The organism is Candidatus Symbiopectobacterium sp. 'North America' (assembly GCF_015762685.1).
GTDB lineage: Bacteria > Pseudomonadota > Gammaproteobacteria > Enterobacterales > Enterobacteriaceae > Symbiopectobacterium.
In genome coordinates, this window is record NZ_PEHF01000026.1 from 1 (window position 1) to 26,933 (window position 26,933).

The 26,933-nt window shown below is 50.2% G+C and carries 17 protein-coding genes and 11 pseudogenes; 12 read left to right on the forward strand and 16 right to left on the reverse strand.

Going from position 1 to position 26,933, the window contains the following annotated elements:
• Window positions 1-347 precede the first annotated feature (347 nt).
• Window positions 348-1,346 (reverse strand): annotated as a pseudogene (locus tag CS369_RS05565) (alpha/beta hydrolase).
• A 291-nt stretch (window positions 1,347-1,637) separates the two neighbouring features.
• Between CS369_RS05565 and CS369_RS05570 the strand changes: the two are divergent.
• The 11 genes and pseudogenes from CS369_RS05570 (at window position 1,638) to CS369_RS23070 (ending at window position 11,672) form a co-directional block, all read left to right on the forward strand.
• Window positions 1,638-2,802: pseudogene (locus CS369_RS05570) on the forward strand (aldo/keto reductase).
• A gap of 14 nt (window positions 2,803-2,816) precedes the next feature.
• A pseudogene (locus CS369_RS05575) lies at window positions 2,817-3,496 on the forward strand (heavy metal response regulator transcription factor).
• A gap of 15 nt (window positions 3,497-3,511) precedes the next feature.
• Window positions 3,512-4,980: pseudogene (locus CS369_RS05580) on the forward strand (heavy metal sensor histidine kinase).
• A gap of 64 nt (window positions 4,981-5,044) precedes the next feature.
• Window positions 5,045-5,701 carry a flavodoxin gene (locus CS369_RS05585; protein ID WP_196906332.1) on the forward strand — a complete coding sequence of 219 codons (657 nt, stop codon included), beginning with the start codon at window positions 5,045-5,047 and terminating at the stop codon, window positions 5,699-5,701.
• Window positions 5,702-5,752: 51 nt separating this feature from the next.
• Window positions 5,753-6,064 (forward strand): hypothetical protein, encoded by a 312-nt coding sequence (locus tag CS369_RS23065; protein WP_244664788.1) that lies wholly within the window; start codon window positions 5,753-5,755, stop codon window positions 6,062-6,064.
• A gap of 443 nt (window positions 6,065-6,507) precedes the next feature.
• Window positions 6,508-6,987 carry a cupin domain-containing protein gene (locus tag CS369_RS05595; RefSeq protein WP_196906333.1) on the forward strand — a complete coding sequence of 160 codons (480 nt, stop codon included), beginning with the start codon at window positions 6,508-6,510 and terminating at the stop codon, window positions 6,985-6,987.
• Window positions 6,965-7,723 (forward strand): carboxymuconolactone decarboxylase family protein, encoded by a 759-nt coding sequence (locus CS369_RS05600; RefSeq protein ID WP_196906334.1) that lies wholly within the window; start codon window positions 6,965-6,967, stop codon window positions 7,721-7,723. Before CS369_RS05595 ends, CS369_RS05600 begins: the two co-directional genes overlap by 23 nt.
• Before the next feature lie 278 nt (window positions 7,724-8,001).
• Window positions 8,002-8,841 carry an aldo/keto reductase gene (locus CS369_RS05605; RefSeq protein ID WP_196906335.1) on the forward strand — a complete coding sequence of 280 codons (840 nt, stop codon included), beginning with the start codon at window positions 8,002-8,004 and terminating at the stop codon, window positions 8,839-8,841.
• Between the two features lie 26 nt (window positions 8,842-8,867).
• Window positions 8,868-9,861: pseudogene (locus CS369_RS05610) on the forward strand (aldo/keto reductase).
• 298 nt (window positions 9,862-10,159) lie between these two features.
• Window positions 10,160-10,878, forward strand: a pseudogene (locus CS369_RS05615) (SDR family oxidoreductase).
• Window positions 10,879-11,495: 617 nt separating this feature from the next.
• Complete coding sequence (locus tag CS369_RS23070) at window positions 11,496-11,672, forward strand: DUF2569 family protein (protein WP_244664789.1); 177 nt, start codon at window positions 11,496-11,498, stop codon at window positions 11,670-11,672.
• Between the two features lie 391 nt (window positions 11,673-12,063).
• On the opposite strand, the gene CS369_RS05625 is transcribed toward CS369_RS23070, so the two are convergent.
• The 5 genes from CS369_RS05625 to CS369_RS23080 all read right to left on the reverse strand — a co-directional run bounded on the left by CS369_RS05625 (window position 12,064) and on the right by CS369_RS23080 (window position 14,297).
• The gene (locus tag CS369_RS05625; RefSeq protein WP_196906336.1) at window positions 12,064-12,753 is read right to left on the reverse strand and encodes a hypothetical protein; all 690 of its coding nucleotides are present in this window, start codon (window positions 12,751-12,753) and stop codon (window positions 12,064-12,066) included.
• A 400-nt stretch (window positions 12,754-13,153) separates the two neighbouring features.
• Entirely contained in the window at window positions 13,154-13,396 is a 243-nt protein-coding gene (locus CS369_RS25075; RefSeq protein WP_374191037.1) for a LemA family protein, read from the reverse strand.
• 12 nt (window positions 13,397-13,408) lie between these two features.
• Complete coding sequence (locus tag CS369_RS05635; RefSeq protein WP_196906338.1) at window positions 13,409-13,660, reverse strand: hypothetical protein; 252 nt, start codon at window positions 13,658-13,660, stop codon at window positions 13,409-13,411.
• A 187-nt stretch (window positions 13,661-13,847) separates the two neighbouring features.
• Window positions 13,848-14,090: a helix-turn-helix domain-containing protein gene (locus CS369_RS23075; protein ID WP_244664816.1), complete on the reverse strand. Its 243-nt coding sequence runs from the start codon at window positions 14,088-14,090 to the stop codon at window positions 13,848-13,850.
• 69 nt (window positions 14,091-14,159) lie between these two features.
• Window positions 14,160-14,297, reverse strand: coding sequence for a hypothetical protein (locus CS369_RS23080; protein WP_244664790.1), 138 nt, complete (start codon window positions 14,295-14,297; stop codon window positions 14,160-14,162).
• Between the two features lie 230 nt (window positions 14,298-14,527).
• On the opposite strand from CS369_RS23080, the gene CS369_RS05645 reads away from it, so the two are divergent.
• Entirely contained in the window at window positions 14,528-15,271 is a 744-nt protein-coding gene (locus tag CS369_RS05645; protein WP_196906339.1) for an SDR family oxidoreductase, read from the forward strand.
• An 832-nt stretch (window positions 15,272-16,103) separates the two neighbouring features.
• Here CS369_RS05645 and CS369_RS05650 read toward each other — a convergent pair.
• The 10 genes and pseudogenes from CS369_RS05650 to CS369_RS23130 form a co-directional block, all read right to left on the reverse strand.
• Window positions 16,104-17,417 carry a tetratricopeptide repeat protein gene (locus CS369_RS05650; RefSeq protein WP_196906421.1) on the reverse strand — a complete coding sequence of 438 codons (1,314 nt, stop codon included), beginning with the start codon at window positions 17,415-17,417 and terminating at the stop codon, window positions 16,104-16,106.
• A gap of 64 nt (window positions 17,418-17,481) precedes the next feature.
• Window positions 17,482-18,375, reverse strand: a pseudogene (locus tag CS369_RS24840) (VasL domain-containing protein).
• Window positions 18,266-18,919: a type VI secretion system ImpA family N-terminal domain-containing protein gene (locus CS369_RS23090; protein WP_244664792.1), complete on the reverse strand. Its 654-nt coding sequence runs from the start codon at window positions 18,917-18,919 to the stop codon at window positions 18,266-18,268. Before CS369_RS23090 ends, CS369_RS24840 begins: the two are co-directional and overlap by 110 nt.
• Before the next feature lie 49 nt (window positions 18,920-18,968).
• Complete coding sequence (locus CS369_RS05660) at window positions 18,969-19,598, reverse strand: hypothetical protein (RefSeq protein ID WP_196906340.1); 630 nt, start codon at window positions 19,596-19,598, stop codon at window positions 18,969-18,971.
• 2 nt (window positions 19,599-19,600) lie between these two features.
• A pseudogene (gene tssH, locus CS369_RS05665) lies at window positions 19,601-22,234 on the reverse strand (type VI secretion system ATPase TssH).
• 13 nt (window positions 22,235-22,247) lie between these two features.
• On the reverse strand, window positions 22,248-23,024 hold the full coding sequence (icmH, locus tag CS369_RS05670) for a type IVB secretion system protein IcmH/DotU (RefSeq protein ID WP_196906341.1): 777 nt from the start codon (window positions 23,022-23,024) through the stop codon (window positions 22,248-22,250).
• Between the two features lie 13 nt (window positions 23,025-23,037).
• Window positions 23,038-24,246, reverse strand: a pseudogene (tssK, locus tag CS369_RS24845) (type VI secretion system baseplate subunit TssK).
• A 2-nt stretch (window positions 24,247-24,248) separates the two neighbouring features.
• Window positions 24,249-24,768, reverse strand: a pseudogene (gene tssJ, locus CS369_RS24850) (type VI secretion system lipoprotein TssJ).
• Window positions 24,768-25,978, reverse strand: a pseudogene (gene tagH, locus CS369_RS24855) (type VI secretion system-associated FHA domain protein TagH). Before tagH ends, tssJ begins: the two co-directional pseudogenes overlap by 1 nt.
• A 38-nt stretch (window positions 25,979-26,016) precedes the next feature.
• Window positions 26,017-26,346: a type VI secretion system baseplate subunit TssG gene (locus tag CS369_RS23130; protein ID WP_244664800.1), complete on the reverse strand. Its 330-nt coding sequence runs from the start codon at window positions 26,344-26,346 to the stop codon at window positions 26,017-26,019.
• Window positions 26,347-26,933 lie beyond the last annotated feature (587 nt).

Here is a 26,933-nt window from a genome sequence, read left to right on the forward strand (position 1 = left end):
AACTTTGCTTTTCAGTTGTAGTACGAGGCTTCAGATATTCCCGCTTCGCGGCAAACGTCTTTGAAGCTGTTCGTATCGTCAAGGATATCTGCCGCAAAACGGGGATAACCTTGCTCACCGGCACCAATCCAGCAATGTTTATTACAGACAGTTACTGATAACATTTGCCATTAAAAGTGAAAAGCCCCCCTTTGTTTGGTTTATGAATTTGATTCATAGCACCTATTTAATGAGAGCAATTATCTTTTACGCCAACTTTATTAATCTACGTGTATCTTTGGAAATTAGCGATAAGTGGAATACCCCAGCGAGCTTTGTAAGGCTGACTGGGTATCGTCGGAAACAGCCTAACTATTTTTATCGAAGAAGACGTCTAACTTTTGCATTGCCTGATCAACGTATTTGGGAACCCAGTAAGTCTCGATATGGGTGGCGCCGTCAATCAGGAAGAGTTCTTTGTTCTTCGTAACGGTAGCTTTAGCAAACGCATCTTCAGTCGTATACAACGTATCCGCTTTTGTACCGACAATCATCAGCAGTGGTTTATTGATGAGCTTGATATGGTCTGTCACGTCAAAGTTCATCAAATCCAGCAAACTACTTGTGGTGTATTTAAACGTCGAATTCGGGTGTGTGTGAGTTTTCCATTAATACTCATAGCCTTGCCGATATAAGGCAAAAGGTAATTTAGCGATCTGTTCATCCGTCAGATTTGCATCGCCGGAGTAAAGCAGTTCGCCCCCGACGGCTTCCTGCGCTCGCGCGTTTGAAGCCTGCTGTAACCGCTGTTGGATAGTATCTAATTGCGAATCCTGTAAACCATCGCGGCGCACAAGCCCTGAATTAAACATGCTGATGGTTGCAATTGATTTGAATCGTTTGTCCGTTTCTGCTGCAACAAGTGAGTACCCACCTCCTCCGCAGATTCCAAGCAGACCGAGACGGGAAGTATCAACCCCTGGGTATTGGCTGATGTAGTCAGCCAATACCATGAACATAGCGGGTTTGTCCACGCTGCGAGGCATACCACCGCTGCCCCCCTGCCAGGCGGCATCCGCGGTAATAGTAATGTAACCATGCTCGGCCAGACGCTGAGCGTATAACCCGGCGACCTGCTCTTTGACGCCACCATTAGGATGTGCGACCACCACTGCGGGATATTTTTTCGCCGGATCGTAGTTGGCTGGCGTATAGACATTCGCGGCAATTTGGATGCCATGCAGATCGTACTTCACAAGATGGATGTTGACCTTGCCTTCGACGTTCTCAGTGATGGCACCGTCATAGACGAGGGTGAATGGATTTTTTCTGTAATCAGCCGCATTGACTGAGGTAACTCCAGCCATTGCTGCAAGCAAAATTGTACTTAATAGATTGAATTTAATGATGTATCCCCATGAATAATGGACCGTCCATACCGACTCGCAATATCAAATATGCAGACACAGATTAGGGAGGGAGGACTGTCAGCATAGTGACAGGCAGATAACATTTTTGTCAGGAAGCCGTTATGGGACATGTATTCGTTTCTGACAGTACTGTAAGGGAACCGTCAGCTTTATGTTGGCAATCAAAGCGCAAAATGTTCTCAGATCAAATGAGGTTCATGTTCAATTTGCTGAAACAAGGAGTGATCCATGAAAAGCCAAAACAACCCGGCAATGCCTGAGCGACGTAAGCTATTAGTGGCAGGAGCAGGTATCGCCGCCGCCTCGCTGATTCCCCCTGTGTTGGCAACAGGGAAATCCTTTCCGAGTGATGCATCCAGGCAAAATAGCCAGCGCCTTACTGCACTGAGCAAACGTAATCTCGGGAAGATGGAAGTCTCTGCTGTGGGTTTAGGCGTTCAGAACATGAGTCGCAAATACGACACCTCTGTCCCTTGGCGTCCCGAGATGGTGAATGTTATCCGCCACTCGTTTGATGAGGGTGTCACTTTTTTCGACGCCGCTGAAGCCTACGGCCCCTTTGAAGTAGAGAAAATACTTGGGGAAGCCATCGCGCCTTTCAGGGACAACGTCGTTATCGCCACTAAATTTGGCTGGAACATTGATCAGCAGACAGGCAAACGTCTGCCAGGTCTAAACAGCAGACCGGAACATATCAGACAGGTCGTCGAAAATATGCTCAAACGCCTGAATACCGATCGCATAGATTTACTGTATCAGCACCGGGTTGACCCCCAAATTCCGATCGAAGATGTCGCAGGAGTCATTAAGGATTTAATGGATCAGGGAAAAGTCCTGCACTGGGGGCTATCAGAAATGGGCATTAACACGTTGAGGCGAGCTCATGCGGCATTGCTGTCACAGCCGTACAAAGTGAATATTCAATGCTCTGGCGGGGACCCGAAAAGCATGTACTTCCAGTATGCGAAGAACTGGGAATTGGGTTTGTGCCATGGAGTCCATTAGGCGTGCAGTTTTTGACAGGCTGGATCGAAGAGAATACCCGATTCGCTGCCGGTGATTTCCGCGCGACAGAAACGCGTTTCTCGCCTGACAACCTCCCGCATAACTTACAACTCGTTGAGTTACTGAAAACCTGGGCGATAAGAAAAAATGCCGCGCCGGGTCAGATAGCGCTGGCATGGTTACTGGCTCGTAAACCCTGGATTGTCCCGATCCCTGGCACCACAAACAAAGACCATATGCTGCAAAACACCGCCGCTACCGGCGTCTCACTGACTTCCGCCGAAATGGCCGAGCTTACCCGTTCACTCGATGCTACACCATTCAGGGTCAGCGACTGCCGGATTCAGTACAGGTTTATTCAGATGTCGAAGCACCGTTGAAAAGTTAAGAGGAAGTCTCGTTATGCATCTGTTGTTAGTTGAAGATGAAGAAAAAACGTCAACCTACCTCAGCCGTGCATTGGGTGAGTCTGGATTTACGGTAGATATTTCCGCAGATGGCGCTGAAGGTCTTCATTACGCGCTGGAGTTCGACTATGACGCGATAATCCTTGAGTGATGTTGCCGAGAATCGATGGCTACCGAGTGCTCGAGGGCGTACGAGCCAGTAAACAGACTCCCGTGCTGATGTTATCTGCACGCGGGTCCGTTGACGAGCGAGTAAAAGGGCTTCACCTTGGTGCTGATGATTATCTCCCAAAGCCCTTCTCGCTCATTGAGTTGGTGGCACGTATTCAGGCGTTAGTGCGTCGCCGATCAACGGATGGCGCAGATATCACACAGTTGCAAATTCACGACCTGCATCTCGATTTACTGGCTCGCCGGGTGTTTCGCTCAGGAACGCGGCTGGAACTGACAGCGAAAGAGTTTTCTCTATTGAGCCTTCTGGCACGTCATCAGGGCGAAATTCTGTCAAAGATGATGATTGCGGAACAGGTATGGGACATGAATTTTGACAGCGATGCCAACGTCGTTGAGGTTGCGATTAAACGTCTGCGGGCCAAAGTTGATGCCCCATTCGACATTAAATTACTTCATACCGTGCGCGGTATGGGATACGTCCTCGAAGTAAGATCTGAATAAATAATGGGGATAGGCATGCTTAATCGTTCCATCTCAGTCCATCTGGCACTGATGTTTGCCTTATCCGCCCTTCTGATTGTTTCAGCTATCGGTGTTCTGCTACGAAGTTCATTGCACGACTCCCTGCAAAACAGATGCATAACGAGCTACTATTCCGAAAATCATTAATGAGCCCATGGATCAGCGCACAAACCTCATCTGACGGTTGGCCTACGCTCGCCAATAAATTCACCGCCTTAACCAGTTCAGAAGGCGAGCACGTTCGCTACTGGATAGTGAGCAATAACCCACGTTTTAGTATGGATGGAATACCGCCTGTAGGTGTTCAGTGTTCTTCTTTGCGGGAAGGCTTTAATAAAATGCCCGGCGCATCAGAAGGTGTATGCTCACTGTTTCTTCTCGTGAAAATGATCCCCGCAAACGGTCAAAGACCTGAGGTACGCTATGTGATTGCCATCGACTCCACGCCATACATGGGGACACTCGATGCGTTCACGCACACTCTGCTGATGATTGCCGCACTGGGTGTATTTATTGTCGCATTGTTGGGTTATATGGTTTCAAGGATCGGAATGCGTCCAGTTGGGACACTCAGTAAACAGGCACAACATCTCGCACCGGGGGACCACGGTCAACGCCTTGATGCTATTGTTTTACCCGAAGAATTACAGCAACTCGCTTCGTCATTTAACGGTGTGTTAGAGAGTCAAGAGATAGCCTGGCGGCAACTCGAAAGTTTTAATGCTGATGTTGCCCATGAACTCCGAACACCGCTTACTAACCTCATTGGTCAGACACAATTGGGGCTGTCACGTCGACGTTCGCATGATGAGTTGGAAGAGTTACTGGGTTCAAATCTCGAAGAACTTGAACGTATGGCGTCGATCGTTAACGACATGCTTTTCCTGTCACATGCTCACGCGGGTGAACATGCTTCCCAGCTTACGCAGGTTTCCCTGCGCGAAGAGACCCTTAAAACAGCGGAATATGTTGAGCCATCCTTCGCTGAAAAGCAGCTTTCCCTTGATGTTGAGGGTGATGTCATCGCATATATAGACCGACGGCTGTTCCACCGTTCACTTGCCAATTTACTGGAAAACAGCGCAAGACATTCGCTACCTAAAAGTACGGTTACCATCAGATTGAGTGAAAAAAATAATCACGCAAGGGTTGAGGTTTCGAATCAAGGAGAGCCCATTGCAGCAGAACATTTACGTCGACTCTTTGAACGTTTCTATCGAGTGGACTCCTCACGAACCAGGAGTGATACCCATCATGGACTGGGTTTATCGATCGTACGTGCAGTTGCCATTATGCACCGGGGAGACGTCTTTGCGCGTAGTGAGGACGGTGTCAATACATTTGGATTGACATTTGCTAAACGGCCTAGCGCCGACCGAACAGATATGCTGGTTTCAGAGAAAAAGGCGGAAAGTAAATTCTCCAGGCCTTCTGACGAAATTGTCAGAGAGCCGTCAGTCTGATGTCAGGTGACATACATCAGAATCGCTGCTAAGACCAACCGCAGCTGATTGAGGGAATGAAACAGTGAGAATAAGAAAAGTATTTAGCGGATTTCTGGCGACGATTGTTATGAGTTTGATGGTACAGACCGCTTTTGCAGCTGACAACACATCCACGCAGTCCCGCACGCTGATTATCTGTTTTTCACAGCCCGAGGAAATGAAGCCTGATGCAATGGACGGTTTTTCCGGAGCCAGCGTATTGCAAAAAAATACGCTGGAGACCGGCAGCACCCAATATGTTGCGCAGCTACTTCAGAAACGGACTCAAGGCGATCTGTACCGCATTGAGACAACGACACCCTACCCTCGCCAGCATGATGCGTTGCTACGCGCTGCTGAAAAGGAACAGGAAACAAAAGCCAGGCCCTCACTAAAAACACCGCTTCCTGATCTTAGTCGTTACGACACCATTTATGTCGGTTATCCCATCTGGTGGTATACAATGCCCATGGTGATATATGGGCTCTTTGAGCAAAATGACTTTGCCGACAAAACCGTCATTCCCTTTACCACCCATGGTGGTAGTCGCTTAGCGGACTCCCTGCGAGAAATCGCCCGCAGGCAGCCAAAGGCAAAATTAATCACTCGCGTACTGTCAATATCGCGTGACGATATTTCACACCCTGATGTACCAGCACAGGTTGAGCAATGGGTTAAACACATTCAGCCACAGCGTTAATTAATCAACATGAAGAAAATTTATATTTTCCAGGTCATACAGGATGTGCTGATGACGTTACTGCTGCTGGTATTAATGGGTTTTCACCTTCAGGGGGAAATTGTGCATGAATGGGCAGGTATTCTCTTTACCTTGCTCATTATTTTGCATTTATACCTCAACAGACATCGCTTGTGGTCATTATCGCCTAAGCTCCCCTCAACCATGCAGGTAGTTAACAGAACCATAAACGCAGCAACATGGGTTGTGATCCTGATAGCGACTATCTCTGGAATGATGCTATCCCGACATATACTTTTGGATCTACCGTTTCACAATCCGGCGGGTTGGGTCAGAAAGGTGCATATGACGTCTGTTCATTAAGGAATGCTTATTCTATCCATACATATCGGATTGCATTGGAAAATGCTGGCGACGTTTTTCTGTCGTATCATGAATATCCCTGAAAAATCGCATTTTGCTAATGACATTATGCCAGGATTTTTTTCAATAATGGCGCTACTGGGTTTGTACTGGTTGCTGAATCAAGACTATCTCGCCTATTTGTTGATGAAGGTTGATTTCTCATTTTTTGACTACGATGAATCTGCCATTCTGTTTTATTTACGCTATTTATCCATTATTGTTTTATTTTCATTAACCACTCGATTTTTATTGTGGTGGTTTATTTTTAGAAAATCCAATGTCCTATCACCACGATAGAGATTAACTGACTGAATTGTCAGGGGAGCGTCAGCCTTATGACATGTCCCTCCCTATAGAATCATCGCAGGCCATCCCCTTCATCATGGATAAGGACGCTTTGCATGATTAGACATTTACGTTTCCTCGTGCCGTTAATACCTCTCATTGCTTTTTCATCCTGGGCCGCAGAGCAAAATACCGCTGTCCATATCGCCCCCGCAGGAAGCCAACATGCGGTTTACGGTCCAGTGGAGAACTTTACCGGACGCGTCCGGGTTGACCCTCTTTTCAAGCCTGATAACGCCATCCGTGTTTCGGGGGCTTATGTCACGTTTGAGCCAGGTGCTCGTTCCGCCTGGCATACGCATCCGGCAGGTCAGCAGCTGATTGTAACCGCTGGCGTCGGACTCACGCAGCAGGAAGGGCAGCCCATTCAGGTGATTCGGGTAGGCGACGTCGTTTCTTGCCCACCAGGTATCAGACATTGGCATGGGGCTACACCTGGCAGTGCAATGACTCATCTGGCGATTACCGGAATGGTGGATGGCAACGGCGTTAACTGGATGGAGAAGGTGACCGATGAACAATACCACGCCCATTAAGGCATTAACCGCAGCCCTACTGCTGACTTTTGGTTTTACTCTCACGGCAAATGCTGCGCCAGTCACGAAAGGAACCACAGAAATGACTAAACAAACCGTTTCAGACACGCTGTCTGCTCGCCAGCAGGCCATTCCTTTAATTGCCGCATCGATGGCCAGCAGCCAGATGGATAAGCTGAGCAGTTCACTGAATCAGGGCCTGGATGCAGGACTCACGATAACCGAAACCAAAGAGATCCTGGTACAGCTTTATGCCTATACGGGCTTCCCTCGTAGCCTGAATGCGCTTAATGAATTGATGAAGGTTGTTGATACGCGTAAACAACACGGTATTAAAGACGCAGAAGGGAAAGAACCGACGCTCCCCGCGCCTACCGGAGATGAACTTCGCCGTGTCGGCACTGAGAATCAGACAAAAATCTCAGGCGCTCCCGTTCTGGGACCACTTTTTGATTTTGCACCAGTCATTAATCAGTTCCTGCAAACGCATCTGTTCGGCGACATATTTTCCCGCGACAGCCTTGACTGGCAAAGCCGCGAGCTGGCAACAGTTGGCGCACTGGCGGCCACACCGGGCGTTGAAGCACAGTTGTTATCGCATATCCGAGCAAGCATGCGGGGCGGACTGACAGCAGCACAATTACGCCAGTTAGTAGAGGCTCTGCGTGAACATGGCGAAAATGATGCAGCCATACGGGCAGAAAAGGCGCTACAGCAGGCACTGGCGAGCAAATAGAGAAGCCTATTATGGCGCGGAAATCCCATCCGGCATTTCCCATAGCGGTAATAACAAAGATTTAAAAAATTGTATCCATGCCCCAGCAGGTATGGATACATAAATAACCCCCATTGAATGTCAGAAAAACTTAATCAATTTCCAACGAACGAATTCACTGCTTTAAGCACCATTTCAATTAATGAATTTTTCTAATAAACCTTAGCTAATTACCCTATCTAATCAAATAAATCCCCTTGCGTTATGCTTTTCCTACACAACGACTGAAGGATAAGGTCATGCAAACTGTAAAACTGAACAACGGTATTGAAATGCCCCTGCTGGGTTTTGGTGTGTATCAAATGACAGATACCACCGAGTGTGAGAGAGCCGTTATTGATGCCATCGAGACTGGTTATCGACTGATTGTTACTGCTGCGTCCTACCAGAACGAAACCCAGGTTGGCAACGCGCTGAAACAGAGCGGTATAGCACGTGATGAACTCTTTGTGACAACCAAACTTTGGCTACAGGATGCTAATTATGAAGGCACTAAAGCGCAGTTTGAACGTTCACTGAACAGACTGCAACTGGACTATGTTGACCTGTATCTGATTCATCAGCCCTATGGTGATGTCCATGGAGCATGGCGTGCGATGGAAGAACTGCAACAGGCTGGCAAAATTCGCGCCGTTGGCGTAAGCAACTTTCATCCTGACAGGCTTGCCGATCTTGTCGCGTTCAATAAAGTCCCCCCTGCGGTGAACCAGATTGAAGTAAATCCCTTTAACCAGCAACTGCATGCCGTCCCGTGGATGCAAAGCCGTGACATTCAACCGGAAGCCTGGGCCCCCAGAAACGGCCTGTTTCAGCATCCCGTGTTAACGATGATTGGTCAAAAATACGGCAAAAGTGTGGGTCAAGTTGTCCTACGCTGGATCTTACAGCGTGGCATCGTTTCGCTGGTGAAATCCGTGCGAAAAGAACGTATGGAAGAAAATATCAATATTCTTGATTTTGAACTCAGTGCTGATGATTTGCTGCAAATTGCCGCCCTGGATACCGCAACCAGCGCATTCTTTTCTCATCGTGATCCAGCCAGGGTGGAATGGATTACTGAGCGCAAATTAGACGTCTAAGTCACCTTAAGTGAGGTTAATTCAAAATGAAGAAACGCTATCTGGGTAAATCCGGGCTCGAAGTGTCAGCACTTGGTCTCGGTTGCATGGGACTCAGCCACGGCTACGGCCCAGCGACAGATACCCGTCAGGCTATCGATCTCATTCGTGCAGCGGTTGAACGTGGCGTCACTTTCTTCGATACCTCTGAAGTGTATGGTCCCTATCTGAATGAAGATGTTGTCAGCGAAGCCTTAAAACCCTTTCGCAACCACGTCGTCATCGCGACCAAATTTGGTTTTACCTTTGGCGATGACAATAAACAGCAGATTTTAAACAGCCGTCCGGAGCATATCCGTGAAGCCGTTGAAGGATCATTACACCGCCTCAAGACTGACGTTATTGAGCTGCTGTATCAACACCGTGTCGATCCAAATGTCCCTATTGAAGATGTTGCGGGAACGGTAAAAGACCTGATAGCCGAAGGAAAGGTCAAACATTTTGGCCTTTCCGAAGCGGGAGCCCAAACCATTCGTCGTACGCATGCGGTACAACCTGTCACGGCCCTGCAAAGCGAATACTCCATGTGGTGGCGCGAGCCTGAGCAGGAGATACTGCCGTTGCTGGAGGAACTGGGCATTGGTTTTGTCCCATTCATTCAGCCCATTGGGCAAAGGTTTCCTTACGGGATCGATTAAGTCCGGAACGACTTTTGGGAAGGATGATTACCGCAGCACTGTTCCACGTTTCACCGCTCAATCAATTGAAGCCAATGAAAAACTAGTCTCTTTATTAGGTGAACTGGCAGCCGAAAAAGGAGTGACGTCTGCGCAAATTGCACTAGCATGGTTTCTGGCACAGAAACCGTGGATTGCTCCTATCCCGGGCACCACCAAACAGCACCGGCTGGAGGAAAACCTTCGAGCAACTGAGATTATTCTTTCTCAGGATGATTTACTTCAGGTCACACAGGCACTTGAAACGATAAAAATCGTCGGCGAACGATACTCCCCTGAACACCAGGCTCGCGTAGGCCGTTAAGACAAAAGCGGGTTCGCAGCGAATTGCGGACCCGTTATTCCAAAGCAACCGTCATGACGCATATGAAAGCGCATGCAAAGCTGCTAAGACGCCTGATTATAATCTTCAACATCGGCATACAAGCGTCTGGCTTCTTTATCAGTAAATCAGCGCACCGAATGACCAGCTTCTTATAAATTAACATAGTGTGATGTTAGCAACGACCGCTTCTGGCGCTGCGCCGCCAGCTAGCAGGATTCCAGCGCTAATAAGAGTAAGAATCAGACAACGGATATGATGATATTTATGGTTGAGGGCCATGAATATTACCGGTGGCAACAGCGGTACTGGTTTAGAAACTGCACACCAGTTTCTGGCAGAGGGAGCAACGGTAGCAATCACAGGCCGTAGCAAACAAAAACTTCTGGAGATAAAAAAAGTGCGGAGACATTGCCACTTTTCTAAGCGATGCGGGAGATATCCCCCCAACAAATTATCCTGGCCACAGCGTTACAGGAACAATGGCCGAGACTTGATATTTTGTATATAAATGCAGGTGATGTGACGCACAAACCGCTGGGAGAGTGGAATGAGCAAGCATTCGATCGTCTAATGAACACTAATCTTAAAGGTCCCTTTTTCCTGATCAAGGCACTGCTCCCTATGCTTTCTAATCCCTCTTCCGTCATTGTTTGTGGCTCAGTGAACGCTCGGATTGGTCTTCCACAAAGTAGTGCTTACGCAGCAAGTAAAGCCGCGCTACTGTCTCTGGCACGAACACTTTCTGCGGAGCTTCACCCCCTTGGGATCCGGGTAAATGGCTTAAGCCCCGGGCCTACTGAGACACCAGCATTGAACAAACTGAGTGGCGGAGAAAATGAAGATAAGCTCAGAGAAGATATTCGAGCTCTGGTACATATTGGTCGTTTAGGAACACCGTATGAATTGGCTAAAGCGGCCGTTTTTCTTGCTTCTGATGAATCTTCATTCGTCGTTGGCATAGAGTCGCTGGTTGATGGCGGGGTTGGTAATCTTTAGTTGAATAATATACCTATAAGACTATGTGTCACTTACTGAATGCAAAGGACACATAATCCCCTTCTGGCACGAAACTGCCCGCCTAAGAGCTAGGTGGGGCAGCGATGAGCGAGACGCGGACCTGAGTAACCGCCTTCTAAAAGATGAATACCGATACTGTAAAGATTCACTCTAAACACAAATTCATATCGCAATTATAAGCATCATATAAATTACTCTCGGTACAGTTGCATCTGCGGTACTGATCACATAATGTAATGATAACTATAAAAATATTTCTAAGGCCCGTATATGGAATGGGGATGCACAAAGTGTGGGGTGGAAATACCTCAGGACAGATAATTTTGCGATAAATGTGAAGAAAAACATTTCAGAAAAATTGGAGGGTTTCTGTTTTTACCCCTAATAGAACTAGTAGTAACTGCTGCTTCTTATCTGTTTGTAATGACAGATACGTTTAAAGTTATGACAGAAAACTATTCGCACCTGGACGCAAATGCAAAAATCTTCTTCATACTCTCTCTTGCTATTTATATTGGGGAGTTTTTATTCGCAGCCACAGTCCTTTCATTTTTTTAAAAAAGAAAAGGTTTCTGCCAAAGCTTTTTATTTTCTTTATGATATCAGTCGTGGCAACAATGTCATTAAATGTCTACATGCTTTACATTCTAATCCCCGGTGTTAAAATTGGACACAATGAACTCGCCCCAGTTTTTAGAAATGTGATATCGGCTCTTATTTGGATTCCATATTTTATTACATCAGTTCGTGTAAAAAGAACCTTTACCCGATAGGAAAGCGCATTAGTGGCTTCCCATTACTGATTATTAAACATGCAGATTGCCTGCCCCCCAATAATCAAAACAGAGCGGACACTATTAACGTCCGCTCTTGGCTCGGGGCAGACAGAAAGTAAGGTCATCAGGTCCGCTGTGAACGAGAAGCGGTCCTTTTAGTTAGCTCTGCATGCAAAACTAATGAGTTAAAAGAATACTAACGGCACCGAAACCTTGGCTACAAAGGGTGAATATATTCTTATGCCCCACCCATATTCTTTCTGGTACCAAATTATAAGTTAGCACCAAGCTCATCTTTTTTCTTTTCAAACCACTGATGACCGCAGTCTTTACAACGATAGTCATATTCATTGATAGTAAGAGTTGCGCTGACTGCTCAAGTATTAACTCATCTCGAATTCTTCTCCTGTACTTTTATATATCCTTTGAAACGCTCTAACTCAGTAATATTATAAATAACGAAATTAAGAGACTTGCAGCGAGAACAGCGTTTACATATGAATTTATTCCAGATGAAAATTGCCAAGATGGCCACAACGCTCAGAAAAGAAAATATTTTTATAGTATTTGCTCTATTCATTTCTGATTGAGCGATGTGTTTTCTCTTGATTTCTGAATTGGCAATTTCTTTCTCTTTCTCGGCTTTTTTCTGATTTTCAATTAATAAATTTTGCTGTTGCAGATCTTTCTGTTCCTTTATTTTCACATTAGCTTGTTGGATCCAATATTTAAATTTTGGAATATTTTCAATAAAAATATGTATATCTCGGGCTCGAGCTTGATAAACTGAATCATCTTCTGGTTTGGTTTTTAAATTTCTTTTAACGTAAAAGGATCTGGTTGACTCCAAATCAGCATCCATCTCTTTATTTAATCTAAACTCTACGTAAGAAAAATTACTCTCTGTCCACTGAATAATTGGTTTACCAAATAACTTATTCTGAGGGTTGCTCCAATACGCTTCGGATAATAAAGTTGAAGAGTTATGAATTAATGATGTATCAAATAGTATTGGAATGGGGTTGTCAGAGGAAAGTTTTGGTTCTTGAATTTTATTTTCACGATACGAGGTACTCATTGGCAAAGCTGTAGATATCGGCGAAGCTACCGAACTTAGATCCTTCACCCCGTGTTGACTATTTATATTTCGCAGAATTTCCAATTGTTTTTGATTCGCACTGATGAGATATTCTACCTGTGAATCACAGTTTTCACGTGGCCCACGAAGCCAACTTTGTTGAATTTTTTTATATTGGGGTTGTGTAAAACAGCCTGTCGATACTCGAGCGATAAGCTTTCATCCATTGACGAAAGTTGTTCATTTCCACAGATTGCAAACTCGACAGCAAGCGTGGCTTTGTCGCAGTTAAAGCTGGCTCAGTGAACGGTTGTAAAACCCATAGAAAAAACAAACAGCGTTAGTGTGATTTTTTTTAAAAAACTCTCATTTTTGAGTCCGTATTTTAAGAGATGTAAATTCACGAGTTTATATCGACAATGGACAGAAAATCTTTAGGCTTAAAACCTAATAACCTGAGAAAAATGTTGGCTGGGAATAATGTCAGCACAGTATTATAAGCACGTACACTAGTATTGAATTCTTCGCGTCTGTTGGCAATGTCTGTTTCTACATCTGCCAGTTCAGTTAGCAATTGATTATACAATCCGTCAGCTTTCAGCTCTGGAAATGCCATTCTCAAATAAGCAAGTCGTTCAACTATAGGTTGGCCTTTTTATGGTTCTCCACGGCCAAAATAAAAACTAACGTTTTCAGTTGTTCCTTTTTCATGTAAGACATATGAATCTACAATTGCCACTATTTTTGTGATCAAATACTCTTTCTTTTTGCGAAGAATTTCGATATTAGATCTGTTTTCAGGGATTATATTTTTTAGTTTAATGACCTTATTATAAATTGAAATAACATAAATTAACCCAATTATCAATATGCTCGCTAAACCGATAAAATATTTATCCATATCCATAAGTAACCCCTAATGCTGAAAACAAAAAATATAACTAAGAATGCAATCTATAGATTTTCCTATTTTACACCCTCTCCCCTCGATGGGGAAGTTATAATAAAATACAGGATTGACTATTTTATGAACTCACAGAGTTTTAAATGAATCTGATTCAGATACTCGGACTGTTCAAATATCTGCTTTTGGCTCATGGCTGACAAGGACAGTGCGTTTTATTCGCCCTTTTTTCTCTGATCAAAGGCGGCACGAGCATGCTTGATCGTTGCAAGGTTTTCTTCAGCCCACACCCACACCACACCCCACAAAATGCAGCCCCCAGACTGAGACCAAGATCCGTCAACTGGTATTCCACTTTTGGTGGTACGACAGGATAAACCGTACGAATAACCAGCCCTTCTCGTTCCATATCTCTCAGCGTGTGCGTGAGCATTTTCTGGCTGATACCAGCCACGTGTTTTGCCAGTTGCGTAAAGCGAAGTTTGCCATGTTCTGCCAGTACTTAGAGGATCAGCATGGTCCACTTGTCAGCAACCCTTGCGATGACGTCATTAACCAGCGCTTCAACGAGGGGGTCTGGTTTATCTGCCTGCGAGAGCTTTTTCTGGACATCCTCATGACGGAGTACGTTATCGCTCATACCCTTACTCTCTTTTAGGGGGTTATAGCGCTTTTGGACTGTTTGTTTCAGAAAGTATGCGGTAAATCGAATTTTCTTTCCAGAATGAAACCGCTCACCGCCTCACTATGCCTAAATCTAACCGAAAGGTAAGTAGGGTACTTTTCAGTGCCTACTTCCTAAAAGGCGTAAATGCTCTTACTGTCTGAAGCGTACCTATTCTTACTCCAACCCAAAAGACAGACTTCAGCATGAAAACAGCAGATAACACCATACTCATCACCGGGGGTGGCTCGGGCATTGGCCGGGAACTTGCCTTGCGCTTCCACGAACTGGGCAATACCGTCATTGTCAGCGGCAGGCGCTTGCAGTCCCTCAGGGAGACGATTGCAGGAAGAGTGAACATGCATGCTATTGAGCTTGATATCGATGATCCGGCAGACATTAGTGCGTTTGCACAGCGAGTCGTGGATGAGTACCCAGCCCTTAACGTCCTGATAAACAATGCAGGCATTATGCGTTACGACGATCTTAGTACAAAGGCCGATTTGCTTGATGCTGAGGCGCATATTACTACCAATTTACTCGGACCTGTCCGTCTCACTAACGCCCTGCTTGACCATCTTAAGAGCCAGTCGGACGCTGTCATTGTCAATGTTTCGTCCGGTCTGGCGTTTGTACCGCGCACTGACGCGGCAATCTATAGCGCAACCAAAGCGGCTATCCATTCCATGACCCAGTCTTTACGCCATCGACTCACCGGGCAAATAGAAGTCATCGAACTGGTTCCACCCGCAGTCCAGACCGAACTTACGCCAGGTCAGGCCAACCGGGAAGGATACCTGCCGCTCAAGGCGTTTATCGATGAGGTGATGGCGCTCTTTTGCGAAAAGCCAACGCCTGAAGAAATCATTGTCGAACGCGCCCGGTTGCAGCGACTGGCCGAACGGGAAGGACGCTTTGATCAGGTATTTGAACGGATCAATGGGCATTGAGAACGATAACAAGCCTGCGAACCAGGACGAGCGGCGCCCCATGATTCCCGGTGTGGCATGCTGAGCGGGGCCGCCCGTACTGTACCCGGCAAAATTCTTTATCTTTTTAATATACGCTAAATAATATTCATCCTTCACCTAAAAGACACAGGACACAATAAATATCCATATATTCAATAAGATATCATGAAGTATACTTGCATTACAGTAAAAAGTTGAAGGATCAAACATGAACAACGATGAAATGGAAGCAACACTGCTGGAAAATGGCTTCACGCCTAAAGACATTGCTCATATGTAAAAGCTCATCAGACGTGGGGTAAAAGAAGGGGATACTGAGACAACATTACTTTCGTTAGTACCTATTTTAAAGCATCGCTTTTATAACGTATTTTCGATAGTTATCGCTGATAATGGATGTGTGTATTCTAAACATTTATTTTAAATACCCAATGAGCGCAGCATCTTTTATCAGCAATGTCATTGTGACCCTCGTGGGCCTGTGTTGTACATATCATATTGGCGCTTTACCCCTGAGTTACAAATCTTATCGCTATTGTAAGAAAAAACAGGGCTAACAAGCCCCTTTATCCATAGGCCTCAGCGTTATATATTTCAAACATAACCCGTATCTTATTATCTGTACCTACCCTTTTTAACGTGAGCAAAGTGACAGCGATAAACCCTTCTGCTTTTCCCAGCGAAAACATCGTTCTCTGCCGGGAAGCAACAACCCTGCCGGTCTTTTGCAGATCGCAAGCCCACTTTGCCCTAATGCTTAATAATATTACTGGTTACTGACCACGCCCTGATTCAGATAAACATCCATTGTCTACTCTTCCATTTTCCCTGACGACCAGTGCAGTACCAGTCGCTGCCCGGCGTTGATCTCATTAGGTTGCATCACCGCTTCCAGATCGTTGCGCGCATGGATGGCGTCGTTCATCCCCTCCGTCGCCGCCATGGCATACCAGGCATAAGCATGGATGCGGTTACGCGAAACCCCTATCCCATCGTGGCGCATCATGCCCATCCGGTATTGCGCCATGCGGTTCCCGGTTTGCGCTGCCAGCCAGTACTGTTTTGCCGCTTCCGTATAGTCAGCTTTACTGCCTTGTCCAAGCCGTAGCATGTCGGCATAGGCCAAGCGTGCAGCAGTATCACCAGCCATAGCAGCCTTTGCGTACTCTTCTCGCGCGAGTTCCAGCGCATTGCGTTTAAAAAATACATCCCCCAATTCACGCTGCGCACGCACGTACCCCGCCGCAGAGGATTGCTGCAACAGTTGCTCACGTCCTTCATGCCGGGATTGTTGTTGGCTGAGTAAATAGCTGGCTTCACCCGATCCCCCTGCTGCCGCACGTGTCAGCCAATCGTGAGATTTTTGCTCATCCATAGGTAGCAATGTACCTTCCCGATATGCTTTGCCCAGCCACAGCTGTGCGGTCGGCTCATCGTTGATGGCTGCCCGCTGATACCAGGCCAGCGCGTTCTGCCCACCTTCGTATTGCGCCATCCACAGTTGTGCTTGCGGTTGACCGAGCGTTGGCGCGCGGAAATACCACCGTTCCGCCACATCGCGCCGAACCACCACGCCACTGCCCTGTTCATAGCGTTTGGCCAGTTGGTATTGCGCATCCCGGTTATCGCGCTCAGCGGCCTTCTGCAACCAATTGACGGCCTCAGCCTCACCGCCCGTTCTGCTGGCATGCCATTGCGCCACCTTCAGCTGTGATGGCACATAGCCATTCGCCGCAGAGGTTTCAAAATCATCCAGACAGGCGGCAACAAGCTTGTCCTGATGTTGCGCCTGACAATCTATTCCCAGCCGATACCCGGCTTCACCGTTACCAAGGCGCGAGGCAGTGTTCCACCAACGCCGTGCGGCAGGCGCATTCTTCGGTTCACCCAGTCCAGCCTGATACCAGTCGCCGACTTGCAGAGCCGCAGAGGCATGCCTCTCACGTGTTGCAGCGCGTTGCGTCTCTCCGACCGTTTGCTGCATCCACTTCATCGCTTCCGGATATTTTCTCTGCTCAGCCAACTGCTTCGCCAACTGATACTGCGCCTCACCGTTGCCCCGTTGCGCCGATGCAGTGAGTTCCGCTTCTGACTGCGTGGTCACCGGAGACTGGCACGCCACCAGACCGCAAACGTCAGTACGAGTCGTTTATCTTTGAACATGCTATCCAGACCGTTTGATTTCATGGTTAACGCACCCCATCGCCTTGTTGCAGGCGATACAGCCTGATGGAGAAAGCCCGCAACTCATCCTCAATCCCACGCAGTTCGGCCGCAGAGAGTGGTTGATGTTTGGTATTACGCGCTTCAAGCTCACGCAAGCGCAGAGTGAAAGGCACATCCGCAGCCAAATCCTTTTGCAGATCGTACAGTTTGGTTTTGAGGTTCGAGAGGGTCACCGTGCGCCGCTGCCGTTCAAGCTAGAGCAAATGTTGCAGGGTATCGTCAACGTTAGCTCGCGCCTGCTCGTAGCCGGTAATACGCGGTTGCTCTCCCTGAAGCTGGTCAAGCGAGCTTTGCCACTGGCGCTCCATCTCCTTCACTGCCAGTGAATCGGGATAAAGCTGGTGCATGACGTTCTTCAACCCATCGCCATACTGATAGAGGTAGAGTGGCGAGGTATTTTTCAGTTGCTCCAGTCGCGTCTGATAATGACCGATCAGCGCCCCCTCCATGCTTTGCAGTTCTTGCTCCCCCAACACAATGCGCGCGTTGCGGATCGCTGTGTAATCCGGCGCACTCGGCAGCGTAAAGGCCGGCTGCTGCACCAACGCCAGCGCGTGCGCCTTTTGCTCCTGCGCATATTGCCAGGCGCTGAATGCCGCCACGGGAAGCGCGCAGCTCAATACACCCGCCATGAACCACAGCCAGGCCGGTTTGGGTTTCTTGTGCACCTCAATTTTTACCACTGTCGGCTTCAGTGACCCTTTCTCCCGTCCGATGAGAATACTGCCCGTCGGCGCGGGGGCCTTCTCATCGCTGGCGACCGGCCCCCCCCGCCCCCACCGTCGCGGCTGTCTTGTCAGTGTGGAAAAACACCATCGGCGGGATCTGCATGTCCTGCTTGTTCTGCGTTGGATCATCAGAAACGAGGACAATTTTCGATTCATCAAACAGGTGGGTATAACCTTCAATAAAGTGCAGCAAGTTCTCCACGCGCGGAATACGGCTCAACCCGACGTTATGCAGCTTCTCGCTCATCAGTTGCAGCGCGCGTTCACAGCGATACACCAGCCGTTTATCTTCGTTACTGATGTCGTACTGGCGAATCACTTCGCTGATGCGGGCAATAAACCAATCCAGCATCTCCACCCGCGCCCGTTCCTGATGCACCGGCGGCCAAAAGTTGTCCCACTGGGTGACAATAAGGTTGGCAAGAAACTCACAGCTTTCGGTAAAACCGCTCAGCCCAGCCAGCCGTGAGCGTGCCAGAGCGAAGTAAAGAGCGGTTTGCAGGTCCACACCCTGTTTTTCGAAGAGGGTGGTCGCCATATCATGCACCCGCATCCAGTCAATATCTGGGCGTGAGGCGTGACTCAGCTTGTTGATCTCTGCCCGCAACGCATCAAACTCAGGCAACATCCGTGGATCGCGGCCCACATTCAGGGCCTGTTGTGCATCTTGCATATCACGTCATCTCGCAGGCAGGCACCACGCTGGATGCCCACCCGGTTAGTTAGTAGAGAGACTCAGGCAGCATAAACTGGCCGATCAGCGTCGCTCCAACCTGTTTTTCCCGATCGCAGCGATGCACGTCTTCGTCTTTGATTTGACGAAGCGAATCGCGCAGAGCTGTCTGTTCACGCTGGGTAATGGCTAATTGACGTAGCAGCATCAGTTGACGGCAGAACACGTGCCCAAGGCGCACGCCCTCGCCACTGTGATGCAGCGCAAACAGGCGTTTGGAAGAATCCAGCAGCGCCAACACCGCCAGCAGCTTGCCATTTTCAGCCAACAGCGGCAGCGCATGCAGTCCGCAGGCCGTACCAACAAAGCACAACATCTGACGAATATCGTGATACTCGATGCGCGCGCCACCGTACAGTGAATCCCAGGTGCGCACCTGATTTTTGTGCAATACATAGGCTAATGGGTGGCTGAAATCATCCACCGCCAGTTGCAACGATACAGATGCATTGAGGACGTGCCCGTAGCACGTCAGTTGACGACCGCTGACATCCAACATGCCCAGCAGCACACCCTGTGGTTGCCAGACGCGCTGAATGGTCTCCAGCAGCCAATCACGCAACGCCGCTTCGTCTCGGGGTTGCGTGAGTGCCAGCGCCAAATCGAGGGTCCGCTGCATACTCAGCCCTCCACCTCAGACTGGAACTGGTCATCTTTCAAGTGAAAATGCACCCGACGAACCGACTCACCCGCGGAAAGACGTTGCAGCAGTTGCAATGAAACCGGGGGCAGCAACGCACCATCTATCACCGATTCCAGCATCCGCGCACCGTTTTCACTGCGGTTTGCCAGCCGCAGGATCGCTTCCGGCACCGCCTCGTCGATCACGGTTTCGGCACCAAAACGCTGTTGCAGCAGCGACACCAAGCGCGCCAGCTTGCCGTGAACGATGGCGACCATCGTGGCGTGATCCAACGGCATGTAGGGAATGACCTCCATGCGCGCTAACAGCGCTGGCTTGAAAAATGCCGCCAGTTCGGGATAGAGCGTATCCAGCAGATCATCCTGCACATCCAGCGGTGCATGGGCAGCATAGTTAACAATGGTTTGATAACCGAGGTTAGAGGTAAGGAAGAACACCACGTTACGGCAGTCGATAACCCGCCCTTCACCATCGGCCAATTCACCCTTATCAAAAGCCTGATAGAACAGGTTAAGCACATCCCGATGGGCCTTTTCCACTTCGTCCAGCAGTACCACGGAGTAAGGTTTCTGACGAATGGCCTCCGTCAACACCCCAGCCTTCACCAAACCCCACATAGCCAGGCGGTGAACCAATCAGACGCGACACCGTGTGTTTTTCCTGATACTCCGACATGTTAATGGTGGTCAGATAATTGCGTCCGCCGAACAGCAGATCGGCAATCTGCAACACCGTTTCCGTTTTCCCGACGCCGCTCGGCCCAACCAGCAGGAAAGCGCCCAACGGCCGACCGGGACGGCGCAGATCGGCTCGCGCCGTCAGCAGATGTGCGCGATGGCCAAGGTCTGACCTTTGATGGTTTCGCCCAGGAACTCAGGCAGGCGAGTTACCACCTCAATTTCCCCTTGTGAAATCCGGTTGAGTGGCACCCCGTTCCACTCGGCGATCACGGCGGCAATCTGGGTTTTATCCACGTGGGGTGACACCAATACAGACGCCTGCTGGAGTGCTTCCAATTCACGCTCGCAGGCCGCCAGTTCATTGGCCATCGCCTCGATATCATCCGGTGATTCAACGTCAGGTTGCTCAACATCGGGAAGCTCATCGGCCAGCAGTGCAGCGCGCAAAGCGATAATGCGCTGTACGTTATGCTTCTGCTGTTGCCAGTCAGCCTCCCGTTGTGCCAGTTCAGCGACACAGGTTTCACACTCGGCGCGCAATGTCGCCAGTCGTTCAACGGTATCACCCAGCCCAATACGACGCTGGCGTTCCAGTTGTGCGATTTCCATCTCCTGCTGATGCAGGCGCGTCTGTAACTGGCTGACAGCACGGGGGGGCGTAGTGAGGTTGATGGCAACCCGTGCGTAGGCGGTGTCCAGCACATCAATCGCTTTATCCGGCAGTTGACGACCCGAGATATAGCGCGCGGAGAGGTGTGCCGCCGCATGCAGCGCATCCTCATCAATCAGTACGCCATGCGCTTTTTCATAAATGGCACGCAACCCACGCAGGATAACGGCGCTTTCGTCCACGCTCGGTTCCCCCACGTTGACCTGTTGGAAACGGCGCGATAGCGCGGCATCTTTCTCAACGTATTTCTTGTATTCGCTCCAGGTGGTCGCGGCAATGGTACGCAACTCACCCCGAGCCAGCGCCGGTTTCAGCAGATTGGAAACATCCAACCCGCCAGCCTGATTGCCTGCGCCAATCAGGGTATGCGCCTTATCAATGAACAGAATGATGAGCCGAGGTGAGTCCTTGACCTCCTGCATCACCCCTTTGAAACGCTTCTCAAATTCACCTTTTACCGATGCGCCGGCCTGCATCACCCCGAAATCCAGCGTCAGCAGTTCCACGTCACGCAAACGCTCCGGCACCAATCCGGCAACGATGCGCAGGGCCAATCCCTCAATCAGTGCACTTTTACCCACCCCCGCCTCCCCAACCACCATCGGGTTGTTTTTACGACGGCGAGACAGGATATCGATCATCACATCGATTTCGCGATCGCGGCACAACACCGGATCGAGCTGCCCTTGACGCGCAGCCTCAGTCACATTCTGGGTATAGCGGCCAAGCTGAGTGCCCGCCGCTGCCACTTGCTCTGTCGTGGCACTCGCATTTACCGCTACCGGGGTTTCCGATGACGCTTTCACCCACTCATCAAACTGCTGGCGCAGCAGTTCACGGTTGATGTGTGCCAGCGGACGCGATGCGGCTGCCGACAGATAACGGTTTGGCATCATCAGCAGCACCAATAGCAGCACGCCGCTACGCAGATGGATGTGCTGGAACTCGGCCGATGCCAGCAACCAGCTATCTTGCAACCACTCCACCAACAGCGGTGAAAACGAGGGATAACCCACTGCCACAAAATCGCTGTCTGCAACGGTTGGCTGAAGCAGAGCGCTGAGGGCCTGCACATCCACGTCCGCGCGCTTGCAAATCTGTCGCACATCGCACAGCGGGGTATCCAGCATGTTCATCAACAGGTGCTCGATGCGGATTTCCGCGCCCTGATGCTGTATGCAGAGCGCCGCCGCTTGTTCCAGCATATGGCGACACACAGGGTTGAGACGTTCAACCAGCGTAGTCAGTTCGATTCGAATCACAGTGCAGCTCCTGTTACTGTAATAATTCACCCAGTTGACGTAGCACGTCCTGGGTTTGATGAATCAGCGGGTAGTAGTAAGCCCCAAACGCTGCCGCCAGCACGGCACACAGGCCGAGAAACAGGACTCTGAGCGACACTTGTTTACGCAGGCGATAGCGCGATGCCTGCTGCCCGAGATTTTGGTGAAACACCGTAGGAACGGCGGCAGGTTCCGGATGTAACGCGTCGTACAGTTTTCGAACCACACGATCCAGTTCCTCACGTCCTTGCACCATCACCCGGTAGCGCCCTTCAAACCCCAGACACAGGCACAGATAGATAAATTCGAGAATGTCACGATAGCGCGCCGGGTCCTCCTGAAGGCGATCCAGCAGCACGAACACTTTTTCGCCTCCCCAGGTTTCATTGTGAAAACGAGTCAGTAGCGAATGGGCGGACCAGATACTCTGCGCCCCCCATTCCCGCGCCATCACGGCCTCATCGATAACAGTGCACAGAATGTAGCGAAACGACAGGATCACGCCATTTTCATAGCGATGGGCATGCAACTCCTGCTCAATGGCCTGAATTTCGGACACCACCCGCTGATAGAGATCTGGCACGTCGTCGTAAGCCACAAGTTGACGCACGCGCTCCACCATCCCCAATAGCGGCGTCACCGCATCGATCATCGGGTTGACACTCTGGCCGCGCAGACTGAACCAGTAATCGGAGTCACTATCCAGTTGCCGGGCATGGTCATACAGCAGGTCGCCCAGTTGATTGTTTTTAATCACGTCTATGCTCATCGTTTCCCCTCAGTTAACCCTGACCACGGATAGCCCACAGCTGCATATCCAGCTCTGGGAATTCGCCCGCAATATGGAACGCCAGGGTGTTGCCGGACACCAGCACCTGCCAGGAAGGGCTTTGTCTGTCCAATTGGAAATAGCTGTAACCGGCGTGATACGGCAGTTGGCGTGGTGCAACCGGTAACGGCAGCAGCGGCATGCCCGGTAATTACAGACTGATCAGTTCACGGATCTTCTCTCTGGAGGCAATCTTGGTCTGTTGCAACAGTGGCTTGCTCAGGTGCTCCTGCGGCATCCGCGCCTTGACCGCCAGCACAAACTCGGCGCTGGACAACAGCTCAGCATCGCCCACCACCGTGACCATGACCCCATAGGGCTGCTTGATGAGCTGGACAGAGACAGCACGCGGCGACAACACAGTGCTCAGCGCCTGACGCAGCGCTAACATTATCGGTTCGAAGCTGCTCTTCGGGGGTTCGTGGCGATAGGCAGGAAACTCCGGCGGCAGTCGAGACTCGTCGGTAAAGGTCATCAGTTCGCCACACAGCGCGACCAGTACTGTTCAGGATGCAACGTGCCGAGGCGCGCCAGATGGGACAAACGGGGCTGCGCGCGGTTAAGCAGTTACAGCATCATGAATTCCGCCACATCGGCGACGCCTTGTTGCCCCGGCGCGTCGATGCGTTGTGCCAGACCGCGCGCACGCTCGGCGACCAACCCTGCGGATTCCCCCAAAAGCGTTTCAGGGCAGGAATAGCCGTGATGCTCACGCTGCATGGCATAAAGTTTGGATCGAGCACCAACCCGCCATCGGGGCGTTTATCGAGAATAGTGGCGATGCGCCTGCAAGCAGCTGGCAACCCCCTGCCCCGGCTGTCCGACTTTCGCTGACACCGCTTACCGCCAGCGGCAAGGCGAGATAGACCTTATGATTGGCCAGCGCTACGTCGGTCATCTCCAGCGGCGGTGGCAGCACATCGTCACTGGGAATAGTGAACACGGTGCCATCTGGCATCACACCGCTGGCGTTAACCAGCGCAATACGGCCAAAGTTGAGATAATCTTCATTAATCGCCAGCGTTTGCAGGCCATAAAAATAGTCGCTGAGCGCGCTAAGACGCGCGTGCAAGGTGTAGTCGCTATGCCGTAGCTGCTGTTGAAAATGCTGCGGTTTGATGAAAAGCCCTTCCCGCCAAATAACGCGATTTCGACTCGACATGGTTATTCTTCTTCCTGGTCTTTTTTGATGTCGACTTCATCCCGGCGCAGGTGCACCAGAACCTGATAACTGCGGCCGGTGTTTTTCAGTTTGATCACCTTGCGTCACTCCGCACTCTCCGGAGCGGCATAGCGCGCGATGACACCGATGTAATGCACCTTGGCATCCAACGCTTCGGGCGGCAGGTACTTAAACTGCCCCGGCAGCAGGGTGTAGTCCTGATGACTGACATAGTTTTTGGTCAGCGCCTTTTCGATATCCTCCGTGATCTGGTCGTAGTCGGCGGCCAGCAAGCGAGAATCCTCAGCCAGTAACACCAGTTGGAATTCGATGGGCGCGGCATCACCGCTCTCGTTGGGGTTTACGTTCGGCTCTGCCAGCAGGCTAAACCCCACCGTGGAGGGCTGATGATCGTTAGCCTACCTGAATATCTGGATTGGCAGCAACTTTCGCCATCTTGCCGAGGGTGGTGTAGCTTGGCAGCAACGCCAACAGGCTGATAAAACAGAGCACTCGCCACATCATTGCTGCGCCTGCTGTTGACGCACCGCGCGGTCATACGCCTGGGCGCAGACCTGCAGAAACAGCTTCTGAAACCCCTGCTGGCGCACAAAAGTCAGCTCACGGTAGTAGTGCTGGTACATTTCCCATGCCCAACCGTCATCCACCACATCCTGCTCGCCGCTACGGCGATAATGGGCAAAACGGTCGAGCAAGGCGGCTGGAGAGAATGCTTGCAGGATGGTTTCCAGCACAACGCTAATTGCCTGCTGGTTTGCCGCCTGATGCACCCGGACGTTATTCAGCACTTAAGCCACCGCTGCCGGTGCAGAAAGGTGGACTGGGCTTTTTTCGTCGGCAAACAACAACGGCAAGGTGCCGGCATAGTCCAGACCCAGACGCAGCGGGTTATCTTCAATCGGACGCAGATGGGTATCCGCCAATGCGCCTTGCCCACGCTGCAAGACCAGCAGGCTTTCCACCATGGCTCGCAGACTTTTTCCCATCTCTTCCAGCATCTCTCGCTGTTGTTTTGCATCCTCCAGCGTCAACGTTTGACACGCATCAACGGCGCCAACAGGTGGCTATCCAGTGAACCCGATGCATCGTGCGTCACAAGGGGATTGTTGATGTCGGGTAATTCCACAAATTTCTGGTCCATGGTATCCTCAGCAGCTGAAAAAGCGGTAAGCGCAGTCGGTAACGCCGCCTCCGCATGGTCACCGTGGGAATTCAGCAGGCTCTGATGCTGCTCTTGCTGCAATACCCACAGCGGATCGTTAGTGACATCGCGTAGCGCGTCCGTCTTTGTCTGACGTTTGGTCGCGTCCCCGAGCCAGCCATCAAGCCCACTCGCGGTATCCTGCCCCAGCAGTTGGTCGATATTCTTTTCCTGCATCAGGTCGTTCAGGTACACACCAAGACGAAATGGGCCAATAACCAGTTCATCGCCGTGTGACAACAGCACGTTGCACCCACGACCAATCGGCGACAGCGAGCCATTGATAAAGGACTGCCTGCTCAGATCGCACAGGCTTAAATGGCCATCGCGCATCTCAATTCGAGCATGTTCCGGCAGCACGGCACCCAGCCTATCGCGCAGTTGCCAATGGTCCTTTTCTGACGCCCCCAGCGTGCTGCCGTTGTGGTTAAACTGGTGCTGCACCTGAGAATTGATATCCAACTGTTCGCTGTTGAGAACAACCAGAGTGAGTGGATGACTAACGGTCACATTGACTCCTGAACGCGATGTACACGTGAACACACTATTTACTCTTGAACGCAGATCGTTACGTAAGGCTCTGCCGGAGGCTGCCCAAGGAAACTACTCCAGCCTAAAATGCCGCTCTGCTCACTGCCCAACCTCAACCCTTGAGCTTCATCCTCGGCAAAGCCAAGGCGTAAATCCCACGCCAACTGATCGCGCAGAATAAAAGAGACGAAGCACACCAACGGCTGAAAGTGCTCGCCGTTGGGCAAGAAGCTTAGGAATCGGCCAAAACTCAGACTGCCAATCTTCAGCAGGAACTTACCCGCGCAGTCATTGACGTTGTCGCCAATGACAAAATCGCCCCCCCAGCGCAATGTTGGCTTTGCCAAGCCGGTTCTGCTGGCTTTTGTGGATCGCCACCCGACGTTTTTGCCAGGCCAGCACCTCCACGTCCTCGAGGTCAAAACAGTGGCTCACCAACCCCGCCACCACTTCCGGCGAACGGCTGGGACTGGCGAGCACCCCAGCATACGAGAGCATCTTGGCGCGGTTCACCGGCAGGCTCTCGCGTACTGCGTCATTCCCCAGCCCAACCAGCGCAAACATCAGCCGTGAAAAGCTGTCCTCGCCATCGTTCTGAAAACGCACGTGGTAGCGATATTTACGCCAGGCACGGTGCAGCAACGTGAGCAAACGATGATGGAAAAAATCGAGAAACAGCCCCAGTTTCTGTTCCCCCTGCGCGTACTCCCAGGCGAGATCGTCCAGGTAGTTGCCCGGCATTGGCGACTGACTGCCGTGCATGCCCAAAAACGTGACTTCGAGCGTCTGACGTCCGTTCTCATCGCGTTCCACCTGCACGATATCGCCTGGGTGAAAGCCGATGGATGCCGTGGAGCGAAAACGCAACCGCTCCTGCTCCGGGCGAAAATCCAATGCCCGTTCCAGATCCACACCTTCCAACTGATTGAGCAGT